General features: G+C 50.2%; 9 protein-coding genes. 2 read left to right on the forward strand and 7 right to left on the reverse strand.

The window, feature by feature from the left end; genetic code table 11:
• Position 1 precedes the first annotated feature (1 nt).
• From carB to J1779_RS08820, 5 genes are all read right to left on the reverse strand, one after another.
• Positions 2-3,226: a carbamoyl-phosphate synthase large subunit gene (gene carB / locus J1779_RS08800; RefSeq protein ID WP_056776825.1), complete on the reverse strand. Its 3,225-nt coding sequence runs from the start codon at positions 3,224-3,226 to the stop codon at positions 2-4.
• A gap of 16 nt (positions 3,227-3,242) precedes the next feature.
• Complete coding sequence (gene carA, locus J1779_RS08805) at positions 3,243-4,403, reverse strand: glutamine-hydrolyzing carbamoyl-phosphate synthase small subunit (RefSeq protein WP_122094213.1); 1,161 nt, start codon at positions 4,401-4,403, stop codon at positions 3,243-3,245.
• Positions 4,404-4,879: 476 nt separating this feature from the next.
• Positions 4,880-5,701, reverse strand: coding sequence for a 4-hydroxy-tetrahydrodipicolinate reductase (dapB, locus tag J1779_RS08810; RefSeq protein ID WP_056776816.1), 822 nt, complete (start codon positions 5,699-5,701; stop codon positions 4,880-4,882).
• A 271-nt stretch (positions 5,702-5,972) separates the two neighbouring features.
• Positions 5,973-7,406, reverse strand: a complete 1,434-nt coding sequence (locus J1779_RS08815) for an HlyD family type I secretion periplasmic adaptor subunit (protein ID WP_217203577.1) — start codon at positions 7,404-7,406, stop codon at positions 5,973-5,975.
• Positions 7,403-9,547, reverse strand: a complete 2,145-nt coding sequence (locus tag J1779_RS08820; protein WP_217203578.1) for a type I secretion system permease/ATPase — start codon at positions 9,545-9,547, stop codon at positions 7,403-7,405. Before J1779_RS08820 ends, J1779_RS08815 begins: the two co-directional genes overlap by 4 nt.
• A gap of 786 nt (positions 9,548-10,333) precedes the next feature.
• On the opposite strand from J1779_RS08820, the gene J1779_RS08825 reads away from it, so the two are divergent.
• Both J1779_RS08825 and J1779_RS08830 read left to right on the forward strand, forming a co-directional pair.
• Positions 10,334-11,479, forward strand: a complete 1,146-nt coding sequence (locus J1779_RS08825) for a porin (protein ID WP_056776810.1) — start codon at positions 10,334-10,336, stop codon at positions 11,477-11,479.
• A 144-nt stretch (positions 11,480-11,623) separates the two neighbouring features.
• Complete coding sequence (locus tag J1779_RS08830; RefSeq protein WP_217203579.1) at positions 11,624-12,499, forward strand: SMP-30/gluconolactonase/LRE family protein; 876 nt, start codon at positions 11,624-11,626, stop codon at positions 12,497-12,499.
• Positions 12,500-12,581: 82 nt separating this feature from the next.
• Here J1779_RS08830 and ispH read toward each other — a convergent pair whose 3' ends face one another.
• Together ispH and fkpB are read right to left on the reverse strand one after the other, a co-directional pair.
• Entirely contained in the window at positions 12,582-13,535 is a 954-nt protein-coding gene (ispH, locus tag J1779_RS08835) for a 4-hydroxy-3-methylbut-2-enyl diphosphate reductase (protein ID WP_056776801.1), read from the reverse strand.
• Positions 13,516-13,986 (reverse strand): FKBP-type peptidyl-prolyl cis-trans isomerase, encoded by a 471-nt coding sequence (gene fkpB, locus J1779_RS08840; RefSeq protein ID WP_056776797.1) that lies wholly within the window; start codon positions 13,984-13,986, stop codon positions 13,516-13,518. Before fkpB ends, ispH begins: the two co-directional genes overlap by 20 nt.

The raw sequence follows: 13,986 nt of genomic DNA on the forward strand, positions 1-13,986 counted from the left end.
ATTAGCCTTTGATTTTCGCGTGCATTTCCTGCACTGAAATCACCTGCTCCGTCGGGTCAGAAGACAGCGCCATCGCCGTGGCGAAACCGCCGTTCAGCGTGGTGTCGTAATGCACTTTGTATTGCAGCGCACTGCGACGGATAAGCTTGGAGTCTTCAATCGCCTGACGGCCCGCCGTGGTATTCACGATATACACATATTCACCGTTCTTGATACGGTCCTGAATATGTGGACGGCCTTCATGCACCTTGTTGACCAGACGCGGGTTAATCCCGGCTTCACCCAGCACCACCGCGGTACCGTGAGTCGCATCCAGCTCGAAACCGCGTTTGAGCAGTTTCGCGGCTAAATCCACCACGCGGCCTTTATCGCCTTCGCGGACTGACAACAGTGCGCGACCGGCTTTCTTCATGCCGGAGTTACTGCCCAGTTGCGCTTTGGCAAAGGCTTCGGCGAAGGTACGGCCGACGCCCATGACTTCACCGGTAGAACGCATTTCCGGCCCCAGAATCGGGTCAACGCCAGGGAATTTGTTGAACGGCAGCACCACTTCTTTCACGGAGTAGTAAGGCGGGATCACTTCTTCTGTGATGCCCTGCTGCGCCAGTGTCTGCCCCGCCATCACGCGCGCCGCCACTTTTGCCAGCGCCACACCGGTGGCTTTGGAGACAAACGGCACGGTACGCGCAGCACGCGGGTTAACTTCAATCAGGTAGACTTCGTTGTTCTTCACCGCAAACTGGACGTTCATCAGGCCGCGAACGCTCAGCTCAAAAGCCAGTTTCTCGACCTGCTGACGCATCACATCCTGAATTTCCTGGCTCAGCGTGTAGCACGGCAATGAACATGCGGAGTCACCGGAGTGAACGCCCGCCTGTTCGATGTGCTCCATGATGCCGCCAATCAGCACACGTTCACCGTCGCAGATGGCATCAACGTCCACTTCGATGGCGTCGTCAAGGAAGCGATCCAGCAGCACCGGCGCATCGTTGGAGACACTCACCGCGTTCTGGAAGTAACGGCGCAGGTCGATTTCGTCGTAGACGATTTCCATCGCACGGCCACCCAGTACATAGGACGGGCGCACCACCAGCGGATAACCGATACCGGCTGCTTTTTCGACGGCTTGTTCGATTGTCGCAACCGTGGCGTTTGCCGGTTGTTTCAGGCCCAGACGGTGAACCGCCTGCTGGAAACGTTCGCGGTCTTCTGCACGGTCAATTGCATCCGGGCTGGTACCAATAATAGGCACACCCGCAGCTTCCAGTTCTCGCGCCAGTTTCAGCGGAGTCTGGCCGCCGTACTGAACAATCACGCCTTTTGGCTGTTCGATACGCACGATTTCCAGCACATCTTCCAGAGTGACGGATTCGAAATACAGACGGTCGGAAGTGTCGTAGTCGGTAGACACAGTTTCCGGGTTACAGTTAACCATAATGGTTTCGTAACCGTCTTCGCGCAGCGCCAGTGAGGCATGTACGCAGCAGTAGTCGAACTCAATGCCCTGACCGATACGGTTTGGACCGCCACCCAGTACCATGATTTTCGGCTTGTCATTGGTCGGGTTGGATTCACACTCTTCTTCATACGTGGAGTACATGTACGCGGTATCGGTGGAGAATTCCGCCGCACAGGTATCGACACGTTTGTAGACCGGATGCAGATTGTATTTATGACGCAGTTTGCGCACTTCGCTTTCTGAAACGCCGACCAGTTTCGCCAGACGCAGGTCCGCAAAACCTTTGCGTTTAAGCATGCGCAGGTAATCGTGAGTCAGAATGTTGAAGCCGCCTTCAGCCACTTCATTTTCCAGTTTCACCAGCTCTTCAATCTGCACCAGGAACCAGCGGTCCACGTTGGTCAGGTTGAAGATACCGTCAACCGACATCCCGGCACGGAAAGCATCGGCGATGTACCAGATACGCTCGGCACCGGCTTCTTTCAGCTCGCGACGGATTTTGGTCAGCGCTTCAGGGTCATCAAGGTTCACTTTCGGGTCAAAACCGCTCGCGCCCACTTCCAGACCGCGCAACGCTTTTTGCAAGGATTCCTGCTGCGTACGGCCAATAGCCATCACTTCGCCAACAGATTTCATCTGCGTGGTCAGACGGTCATTTGCACCGGCAAATTTCTCGAAGTTGAAGCGAGGAATTTTAGTCACAACGTAGTCGATAGAGGGTTCGAACGATGCCGGGGTTTTGCCACCGGTGATGTCGTTCATCAGCTCATCGAGGGTGTAACCCACTGCCAGTTTCGCCGCGACTTTAGCAATCGGGAAACCGGTCGCTTTAGAAGCCAGCGCGGAAGAGCGGGAAACACGCGGGTTCATTTCGATAACAATCAGGCGGCCATTTTTCGGGTTCACCGAGAACTGGACGTTGGAACCCCCGGTTTCTACGCCGATTTCACGCAGTACCGCCATCGAGGCGTTACGCATGATTTGGTATTCTTTATCGGTCAGGGTTTGCGCTGGCGCCACGGTGATGGAGTCACCGGTGTGAATACCCATCGCATCGAAGTTTTCGATAGAACAGACGATGATGCAGTTGTCGTTTTTATCACGCACCACTTCCATCTCGTACTCTTTCCAGCCAATCAGCGACTCATCAATCAGCAGCTCTTTGGTTGGGGAAAGATCCAGACCGCGTTCGCAAATCTCTTCGAACTCTTCACGGTTATACGCGATACCGCCACCGGTGCCGCCCATGGTAAAGGAAGGACGGATAATGCACGGGAAGCCAACATCGGCGGCAACCGCCAGCGCTTCTTCCATGGTGTGTGCGATACCGGAACGCGCCGTGTCGAGGCCGATTTTCTTCATCGCGACGTCGAAACGGCGACGGTCTTCGGCTTTATCAATCGCATCTGCGGTCGCGCCAATCATGGTCACGCCGAATTCTTCCAGCACGCCCTGACGTTCCAGTTCCAGTGCACAGTTCAGTGCGGTCTGACCGCCCATGGTTGGCAGCACGGCGTCCGGACGCTCTTTTTCGATGATCTTACGCACCACTTCCCAGGTGATAGGCTCGATGTAAGTCGCATCCGCCATGTCCGGGTCAGTCATGATGGTGGCCGGGTTGGAGTTCACCAGAATGACGCGGTAACCCTCTTCACGCAGCGCTTTACACGCCTGCGCACCGGAATAGTCGAATTCACAAGCCTGGCCGATAACAATCGGGCCGGCGCCGAGGATCAGGATGCTTTTTATGTCTGTACGTTTTGGCATTTTTTATTCGCTCCTGTTATTTGGCGTTGTGGTTGTGAGAAGCGCGAAAAGCGTTAATCAGTTCGATGAAGTGATCGAACAATGGCGCCGCATCGTGCGGGCCCGGGCTGGCTTCAGGGTGACCCTGGAAGCTGAATGCCGCTTTATCTGTGCGATGAATGCCCTGCACCGTGTGGTCGAACAGTGATTTGTGGGTCACGCGCAGGTTGGCCGGCAGATCGGATTCATCCACCGCAAAGCCGTGGTTCTGCGCCGTGATCATCACGATATCTTTATCGAGATCTTTCACCGGATGGTTACCACCGTGGTGGCCGAGCTTCATTTTCACGGTCTTCGCCCCGCTGGCCAGTGCCAGTAACTGGTGGCCGAGACAGATGCCGAATACCGGGATGTCGGTTTCCAGGAAAGTTTTGATGGCGGCGATAGCGTAGTCGCAAGGCTCCGGGTCACCAGGGCCGTTGGACAGGAAAATACCGTCCGGATTCATTTTCAGCACGTCAGCAGCAGGCGTTTGCGCCGGTACTACCGTCAGGCGACAGCCGCGATCCACTAGCATACGCAGGATATTGCGTTTGGCGCCGTAATCGTAAGCCACCACGTGGAATGGCAGGTCTTCTTCTTTTTTCGCTTCCGGCAGTTCGCCTTCCAGCGTCCAGCTACCTTGTTGCCAGCTGTAAGATTCCGCTGTGGTCACTTCTTTCGCCAGATCCATGCCTTTCAGGCCAGGGAATGCTTTGGCTTTTTGCAGTGCCAGTTCAGCATCCGGTGAATCGCCCGCGATGATGCAGCCGTTCTGCGCGCCTTTTTCACGTAACAGACGGGTCAGCTTGCGGGTATCGATATCGGCGATGGCAACGATGTTGTTGCGCTTGAGGTAATCAGAAAGATTTTCTTCACTGCGGTAGTTGCTGGCAATAAGAGGTAAATCGCGAATGACCAGGCCTTGAGCGTGTACTGCGGAGGATTCTGCATCAGCGGCATTGGTGCCGACATTACCGATATGGGGATAAGTGAGAGTGACAATCTGGCGGGAATAGGAAGGATCAGTGAGGATTTCTTGATAACCGGTCATCGACGTATTGAAGACCACTTCCCCCACTGCCGAACCTTCTGCCCCGATGGCCCGACCGTGGAATTGGGTTCCGTCTTCCAGAACCAATAGCGCTGACTTTATCAAAGCATCCTCCAAGAATAATAAATCACAATATCTGCATATTAATTCAGATAACCCGATCTAAATCAATGCAAAAATCGCTCGGGAAGCCAATTTTCGGCAAATTGCGCGCATTCTAATGATGGCAGTGAGGTTTGTCTACCAAAAGCCGCCATATTTCTCTATTTTTCGCACAACTCAGTGAAAAGGCTCCGTCACAGCCACAAAACCACAGGCTAAGTAAACATAGTAACCGTTTGCGGAAGAGGATGTCTGAAAATAGTGCTGAAAATCGGTTTGTGCGGGTGAGGACGAAATGAGATGTTCGAAAAACGCGCGACTGACAGGTGAAATCGCCACAAAAGATATAAAAAAGACGACTAATCTGGAAATTTCAATCAGGATGCTTATTTTTTAATAAAAAGAGAAGGGCAATCAAGGAACTGCCCTTTTATCAAAAGATTATGACCAATACAACCACATCACATCTAAATCATCTGCTACAAATCATCCAATCCAAGCACATCCCGCATGTCATAAAGGCCAGACTTATGCGAAGCAAGCCATTTCCCTGCACGAACAGCGCCATTTGCGAAAGTCATACGGCTGGAAGCCTTATGCGTTATCTCTACGCGCTCGCCAATATCTGCAAACATCGCAGTATGCTCACCGACGATATCTCCGGCCCGGATCGTCGCAAAACCAATACTTTTAGGATCGCGCTCTCCGGTGTGGCCTTCACGGGCATATACCGCACATTCCTTCAGATCTCGCCCCAGCGCGCCCGCTATCGCTTCACCCATCGCCAGTGCGGTACCTGATGGCGCATCCACTTTATAGCGATGGTGTGCTTCAACAATTTCAATGTCGGTATAGTCGCCCATCACTTTGGCGGCTTTTTCTAAAAGTTTGAGGACAACATTCACGCCTACGCTGAAGTTAGCCGCAAAAACCACCGGAATAACCTCAGAAGCCTGTTTAATTGCCCCCTTACCCGCGTCATCAAAGCCCGTAGTCCCGATAATCATGCCTTTATGGTGCTTCTGGCAAAATTCCAGATGCACCAGGGTGCCTTCGGGACGGGTAAAGTCGATCAAAATATCGAAGTCATCCGCCACGGCATTCAGGTCATCATTGACCTTGATACCCGCTGCGCCGATCCCTGCAAGTTCACCGGCATCAGTACCGATGAGGGATGATCCCGGACGCTCCAGCGCGGCACCCAGCACCACACCTTCTGCGTCGGAAACGGCCTGAATCAACTGCCGGCCCATACGCCCGCCCGCGCCAACAATGGCCATGCGAATTTCAGCGTTACTCATAAATACTCTCTTTTTATAGGGGTTCTGCCGTGAAACAGAATCAGGTTAACTACCCTGCTATAGGGTAGCCAGCAAAATTGCCACATAATTAGAAAATTATGATACAGGCTGGTTAATATCAGTAAAAACCATTTGATTTCAGGTTACTTAAAGTGAGGTTTTGTGTTAACAACCCGACCAAACTGGAACTGTTTCAGAAAACCAGCCTTAATTCCCCTGTGTTCAACTCCCCGCATAACCATTCATTTTTGTGCATAATGGTCAGGGGATATCAACGCTCTTTGAAACTTTCATCAACTTTAGTTTGTAGCGGACTCAGCAGATAATCAATCACCTGACGCTTGCCGGTTTTAATCTCCGCACTGACGTTCATCCCCGCCACCAGGTTGATACGCTTGCCTTCCACCATCAGATAGTTTTGGTCAAGCGCGACATTCGCATTGAATACCAGCCCTAATTTCTCATGCTCAATCGCATCGAAACTGACGCTGGTGACTTTTCCGGTGATATATCCGTAGCGAGTATAAGGGAATGATTCGATTTTTATGATGACATCCTGCCCAACATTCACAAACCCAATGTCTTTGTTTGCCACCATCGCTTCGACCTCGATTTTGTCATCAAGTGGCACAATCGTCATGATCGCCTCTGCTTCTAAGGCCACCCCACCCACCGTATGAAATGCCAACTGCTGAACGGTACCGTCGACGGGAGCCTTTAATGTCATCAAAGACTGGCGCTGCCGGGTTTTTTCCATCTGGCCCTGAAGCTGAGGTATCTGCTCATTTGCCTGGCGCAGTGCGTCCAGCGTGTCTCGCTGAAACGTCTGGGTGTTTAATAGCTTTTCCTGTTCAGCCTGATGAATGCTTTCTTTTATTTGCTGCGTCTGATTTCTCAGGCTGCGAAGATCCTGTTCATTCTGGATTGTTTTGCTGTCCTGTTCATAATACTCATGCTGAGAAAGGTATTTTTTCTCCAGTAGAGCCTGATAATCTTTTGATCGCTGCAGTTCAATTTTTCGGATCTGCTCCAGCTTGTGGACCTGATCTTCATTCGACCGTAATTCAGATTTGTGCTGGCTTAAAATCGCCTGCAACCTTTCATTATCAGCAGACCACGACTGAAATTGATTTTTCGCCAGTAACTGTGTGGCTAAGATTTCGGTTTCTTTCAGACCGAGTTGTTTCGCCTCTTCGCGGTTAATCTCAATGTCGCCCTCATGTTGAAGCGCTTTGATTAACGCATCACAGCGCAATTTCGTTAACTGCACCGCTTCCAAAGCATGTCGGGATTGTTCGTAATCGCTGTCAGAACCGATGCCATTCAACTCAATCAGCGTCTGACCCGCGTGGACATAATCGCCGTCATTAACATAAATGTTTTTAATGACGGACGTTTCCAATGGCTGAATTTTTTTGCTGCGCCCGCTGACGATGGTTTTCCCCTGCGTCACCGCAACAATATCGATATGCCCAAATATGGCCCATATCAATGCAATGGCAGTAAACAACATAATCAGTCTGGCGATATATTTCGGCGCCACTGAAACAGGTGTCTCCGTAATTTCCAGCGTGGCGGGAAGAAAAACTCGCTCATCGCCTTCCCGTTTAGGCGGGTCCAATTTTTCACGAACCTTCCAGACTTCTTTCCAGACATGACAATATTTGCGGATAAGTTCTTTCGAGGCCTGCAACCAGATATTCATAATGACTGAAGCTCATGTAGGTAACGATAGTAACCATTTTCTATTTTCAACAGTTCTTCATGACTGCCCTGTTCGACGATCTCACCTTTGTCCATTGCAATGATTCTTTGCGCAAAACGAACAGTAGAAAGACGATGAGCAATAATAAGTACGGTGCGTTCACGGCAAATTAATTGCATATTCTGCATAATTGCCCTTTCCGATTCATAATCCAGAGCGCTGGTGGCTTCATCCAATATTAAAATCCGTGGGTTTCCGACCAATGCCCGCGCAATGGCAACCCGTTGCCGCTGGCCGCCAGATAGCCCCGCGCCCTGTTCGCCGACAACCGTGTCATAGCCCTCAGCCAATGCCATAATAAATTCATGCGCACCGGCGAGTTTGGCCGCGTGGATGATTCTTTCTAAAGACATACCGGGTTCCGCTAAACCGATATTTTCACGAACGGAGCGGTTGAGCAGTACGTTGTCTTGCAATACCACACCTATCTGACGCCGTAACCAGGCCGGATCAGCCAGCGCTAAATCATTGCCATCGACCAGCACCCTGCCGCGCCCGGGGGTATATAAGCGCTGAACCAGTTTGGTGAGTGTACTTTTACCTGATCCGGAACGGCCTACGATCCCCACCACTTCACTGGCCTGAATACTCAAAGTGAGATCGCGCAATACCTCATAACCATCTGGACGGTAGCGGAAATTTACCTGTTCAAAATCTATTTTTCCTTTAATTTCAGGCAGCGCTAAACGGCTACCGGAACGTTCCGTCGGCGTATTTAAAATATCTCCCAGACGCGCCACGGAGATCCCTACCTGCTGAAAATCCTGCCATAACTGCGCCAGACGAATCACCGGCGCCGCAACCTGGCCTGCCAGCATATTAAAAGCAATTAACTGACCGACCGTTAAATCTCCGCCAATAACCAGCTGAGCTCCCAGCCACAGCGTACTCACCATCACTAATTTTTGGATCAATTGAACGCCTTGCTGGCCGATGGTCGCCAGACGGGTAACCCGTAATCCGGAATGCACGTACGCCGCCAGCAACTGATCCCAGTTACGGGTCATCTGAGGTTCAACGGCCATCGATTTAATCGTCCCGACCGAGGTGACGGACTCTACCAAAAATGACTGGCTGTCGGCATTACGGGCAAACTTGTCGTTGAGCCGTGCCCTCAAAACAGGGCTGATCGTGGCAGACCAAAAGGCATAACAGGGTAATGAAACCATCACCACAAGGGTTAGCCAGCCACTGTAAAACCACATCACAATAAGGAAGATGAATGAAAAACTGAGATCCATCACCGAGGTCAACGCCTGTCCGGTGAGGAAAGTGCGGATTTGCTCCAGTTCTCTGACGCGTGCGATGGTGTCACCCACGCGTCTCTTTTCAAACCAGGCGAGAGGTAACGCAAACAGATGGCGAAACAGACGCGCCCCTAATTCAACGTCGATGCGGCTTGTGGTATGCGCTAAAATATAGGTTCGTAAACCGCTCAAAATAACGTCGAATAACACCACGATAAGTAATGCCACAGCCACAACATCGAGTGTGCTAAAACTTCTGTGCACCAGCACCTTATCCATCACAACCTGAAAAAACAGAGGGGTAATTAAGGCAAAAAACTGAATAACTGCCGATGCTGCAAGCACTTCCAGCAGAATTTTTCGGTACTTAATAACGGCAGGAATAAACCAGGTGAAATCAAATTTGGCCAGGCTGCCAAGCACAGAAGCTCTGGACGTCACCAGAATAAGCCTGCCGCTGTAACGCGCCTCAAAATCACCTTTATCCAATACAACCGGCCTGCCGAGTTCAAGATCCTGAATCAGATATTTATTGTTATCAATTTTCGCCAAAATAAAATGCTCACCATCTTCTCTCCATACCACGGCCGGTAAGCTGATTAAGTGAAGCCGGTTTATATCCTGACGCACTAATTTTGCCTTTAACCCTAAAGACTTTGCCGCTAACAGCCATTGGGTTGTTGTCAGCCCACCATTTCCATCACTGAACTGATGCTTTAAATCTTCACCATTAGCAGCAACGCCGTGGTAATGCGCAATAATAGTCAGGGCAGAAAAAGCAAGATCATGCTGTTTTTTCACCCCTGTACTGAGTTCATTTTCAAGCAGTGACATAATAGTTTATTTATTCCCTTTATAATGGACAAAACATCCCTTTCGCACTTCGTGTACCACAGCATTAAAAACAAAAAAAACGCTCAAACTCAATAGTGACATCATTAATTCAATACTATTTTTTAAATCAATAATCATGCATATATGATAATTATAAAAATATATAAAACATTAATAAGTGGGATATCTTATTGATAGACACACATCACACTATCGATAATTTAATTAATCCTCCTTGATTATTTAATTTATCTCTGACCGATATTGAATTACTTATTCTTGTGTTCAAACCAAATAGCAACATACCGTTCTTGCCTTTTAAGGGCATTATTCATAATACGCATTACGATATTGTCACTCTAAGTCATTATATCATTAGCTTCCTAATTCCATTTGTACCCCTACAGGATCTTGCACCTCCGGATGATCTCCTTGTTATCACCCGGGGAGCGGGATCACCCCTCAACGCGGCCATGCCCTCCTCCGCATCCAAGCAGTTTGCAGATAATTTCCTCAAAACCGCCATTTCTTAGATCTAAAACATCAATATTTTATTATATGGCACGAAATAATATTGATAAAACCAATGAATATGATAATAAATAGCCAGCTAATTTTAACCAACGAAAGTTGATTTTTGAGCGGTTAAAATGAAAGCAGCCTGAAAGTATGAGGCGCGTCTTCACCCTTACCAGCCTGTCATAAGTAAGGGGAAAAACTATAAAACACACAAGGCCGGTTTCTCTGTTGGTTTTTTCAAAACAGAGTACTGGCTCAGGGACTTACATGAACTTCAAACTAAACAAAGTCACGCAAGTGGCGACCGCAGGCCTGTTATTCGGCTTAGCCTCTTTTGCTTCACACGCAGAAATCACACTGATCAAACAAGATCCCCAGCCTAACGATCCGCTCAGCCGCCTGAATTTCCAGGTTGGCGGCAGTATTCGTCCACAATTCCAGTTCCAGAACGGCGTGAAAAACTACAAAACCAACGGTTTTGATGGCGGCACACGTTTCCGTTTTTCTGCTGATTATTATCTGTTTGATGACATCAGCTGGATTAACTACTACGAGCTGGGCGTGAACATTCCTGCCCTGACCGGCTGGGATAATCACCATGCAGATGGCGCGCATAACACCAGCCGTCGTATGCTTTACACCGGTCTGAAAAGCAAAACCTACGGTCAGTTGACCTTTGGTCAGCAAAACAGCGTTTACTATGATGTGGTCGGTGCGAAAACCGATATCTGGGATTACGACATGCTCGCCCAGGCACCGGGTAATGGTGTTAACGGCGATTACGATGGTTCATACCGTTCCCGTAAAATGCTGAAATATAAAAATACATTCGGCGATGCAGATGTTTACGCTTCTTACTTGTTTGAAGACAGCGAACTGCTGACCGGCAAAAATGGCCTGCGTTACAAACGTAACGGCGGCGGTTCTGTCGGTGTGGATTACCACATCACCAAAGACCTGACCTGGGGTACTGCGTACAACTACACCGACGCAGAAATGAGAAATCCGGGCGATAACACGTCCAAAGACTATAACCAGAGTATTGTTGGTACTGCGCTGAGCTGGAAACCAGGTAACTGGACGGCATCCTTCGGCGGCGGTTATTACCATGACTTCCTGACCACTGGCGTGAAAACTGAAGATAGCTTCTTTGCAGGCGACGCTTACGGTCTGGAATACTTCCTGGGTTATGCCTTCCCGATCAACCAGATGGCCGTCAAAACCATTCAGCCTTACTTCATGGGTGACCGTCTGACCTATGTCACAGGCCGTAATTATCAGCGTATTGATAACGGTCTGGGTGTTTCCTTCCAGCTCGATTACGGCTTCCGTGTTGATTACGAACACGTGTTCACATCCTCTACCGATAACCTCGGTGATATGAACCTGATCCGTCTGAGATACGATTTCTAAGCATTTAAGCACTCATTTGCGGGCCGGTTTTACGTCTTAATGACGTGCCGGCCCTTTATTTTTACACCTTTTCTACTATCCACTACACGCAAAGCAGGACTAGACTGAATGCTGCCACAGCCTATCCCTCAGGAGAGCTTTACGATGTCAGCATTATTCCGGTCCGACGTGACCGCCGTTGGCGATTATCGAGCCGAATTGGGTGAAACTCCCGTCTGGTGCCAGCGCACTCAATCGTTGTTATGGGTCGATATTCTTGCTCAACGTGTGTTGCGCTACTGGCCTGAAACCAAAAAAACTGAAATCCACGATCTGCCGAGCATCACCAGTGCCGTCCTGCTGACGGAGAAACGTAATCTGTTTTTACTGGTTTCGATCGACGGCATCCATCTCTACGATTACGATCTGAAAAGCCGTCAGACAATCTGCGGTTATTTCGGTGCAGAAGGTACTCGCCCGAATGAAGCAGCAATCTCGCCGGATGGTTCTCTGTGGTTTGGCACTCTGGACCTCAAAGAAGAAAAGAATAACGGGGCCTGGTATCGCTATGAAGCAGGAGCCGATGCGCCAGAAATGATGCTTGATAACGTCGGGATCACTAATACGCTGGTCTGGTATGAAGGCAAGGTCTGGTTCGCTGATACACGAAAAAACCGCTTCTATTCTGCTAATGCACGCCGTATCAATCCGCAAAAAATCTCCTGCTTCTCTTCCGGCGATAAATCTCCCGACGGTTCCGCACTGGCTCAAAATGGCTGGCTGATCACCGCCTGCTGGGGATCACATTGCTTGTTACGCCAGCAAATCAATCAGGGTGAATTACTGACTCTGGACACCGCCCCTCTTCCGGTGACACAACCGAGTTGCTGTACGTTTGGCGGGCCGGACATGACTGAGCTTTACATCACTTCTGCGCGCAAAACCCTTGAAGCACCCCATGCGCTGGAAGGGGCGTTATTGCACGTTCAAACGTCAACCGTTGGCGCCCCGCAGAATTTATTCAAACTGCAAAAGCCTTAAGCAGCGCTGATGCAGACGCAGAAAATAAAAAACCGGCCACGATTGAGCCGGTTTTTTTTATTGTTGCAGGGACCTGTGAAAATCAGTCGATCTGTTTCACATCCACACGCAGTTCTTTTGGCACTTCGAAAACAATATTTTCTTCGCGCCCTTCGATGTTAATCACATCCAGACCACCAAACGTTTTTAGTTTGTTGATCACATCCTGCACCAGGATATCCGGTGCTGATGCGCCTGCTGTCACACCAATGCTTTTCGCGTCTTTCAGCCAGCTTTCCTGAATATCTGCCGCAGAATCGATCAGATAGGACGGCACGCCAACGCGCTGCGCCAGTTCAGCCAGACGGTTGGAGTTGGATGAGTTTTTCGACCCCACCACCAGCACCACATCTGCGCCATCGGCAAGCGTTCGCACGGCTTCCTGACGGTTAGTCGTTGCGTAGCAAATATCGTCTTTACGCGGCCCGATGATTTTCGGGAAGCGATCGCGCAGGGCATCGATGATCGCCGAAGTGTCATCCACAGAGAGCGTAGTTTGCGTCATAAAGCACAGGTTGGTTTCATCTTTTACCTGCAATTTGTACACATCTTCCGGCGCTTCAACCAGGTACATGCCTCCTTTCGGATTGCTGTACTGGCCCATGGTGCCTTCCACTTCAGGATGACCGGCGTGACCAATCAGTATCGCTTCTGTCCCTTTACGGCTGGCGCGTGCCACTTCCATATGCACTTTGGTCACCAGCGGGCAGGTCGCGTCAAACAGCATGGTCAGGTCACGGGCTTTTGCTTGTGCACGCACCGCCTGCGAAACACCGTGGGCGGAGAAAATCAGGATCGAACCGTCAGGCACTTCACTGATTTGCTCGATAAAAATCGCGCCGCGCTGACGCAGGCTGTCGACCACGTAGCGGTTGTGCACCACTTCATGACGGACATAAATCGGTGCGCCATATAATTCCAGCGCACGTTCCACAATGCTGATGGCACGATCAACGCCCGCACAAAATCCGCGCGGGTTAGCCAGCAATATCTGCATGTTTCTCCTCCAGTTGCGGGTCGATTTCCAGCACTTCGATATCGAAATCAATGTACTGTCCCGCCAGCGGATGGTTGAAATCAACAGTGATTGAATCTTCTGTCACTTCGCGCACCACACCCGGCATTTCGTTACCGTCACGACCACTGAACAGCATGATGGTACCGACATCCGGCACCCCTGTTTCCTGGAAATCACGGCGCGAGAAGAACTGAACCAAATCCGGGCTTTTCGTGCCGAATGCAGATTCCGGTGACAGGGTAAACGCATGTTTATCCCCGACACTCAGCCCTGAAAGCTGATTCTCCAGCGCGTCAGACAAACTGCCGTCGCCGAGGCGAAACAGCGCAGGTTTCCCATTGGCGCGGGTAGATTCTGCCGTCGAGCCGTCTTCCAGCTTTAACGTAAAATGCACCAGTACGGCGCTGTCGTGTTTCACCTGTTGAGACAT

The organism is Rahnella rivi, from assembly GCF_019049655.1.
In the GTDB taxonomy this organism is placed as follows: Bacteria; Pseudomonadota; Gammaproteobacteria; order Enterobacterales; family Enterobacteriaceae; genus Rahnella; species Rahnella rivi.

What these genes read in the sequence shown, in the direction of transcription:
- fkpB (WP_056776797.1), bottom strand. Translation starts at nt 13,986, where the DNA reads ATGTCTCAACAGGTGAAACACGACAGCGCCGTACTGGTGCATTTTACG.
- J1779_RS08815 (WP_217203577.1), bottom strand. Translation starts at nt 7,406, where the DNA reads ATGAATATCTGGTTGCAGGCCTCGAAAGAACTTATCCGCAAATATTGT.
- J1779_RS08820 (WP_217203578.1), bottom strand. Translation starts at nt 9,547, where the DNA reads ATGTCACTGCTTGAAAATGAACTCAGTACAGGGGTGAAAAAACAGCAT.
- ispH (WP_056776801.1), bottom strand. Translation starts at nt 13,535, where the DNA reads ATGCAGATATTGCTGGCTAACCCGCGCGGATTTTGTGCGGGCGTTGAT.
- dapB (WP_056776816.1), bottom strand. Translation starts at nt 5,701, where the DNA reads ATGAGTAACGCTGAAATTCGCATGGCCATTGTTGGCGCGGGCGGGCGT.
- carB (WP_056776825.1), bottom strand. Translation starts at nt 3,226, where the DNA reads ATGCCAAAACGTACAGACATAAAAAGCATCCTGATCCTCGGCGCCGGC.
- J1779_RS08830 (WP_217203579.1), top strand. Translation starts at nt 11,624, where the DNA reads ATGTCAGCATTATTCCGGTCCGACGTGACCGCCGTTGGCGATTATCGA.
- J1779_RS08825 (WP_056776810.1), top strand. Translation starts at nt 10,334, where the DNA reads ATGAACTTCAAACTAAACAAAGTCACGCAAGTGGCGACCGCAGGCCTG.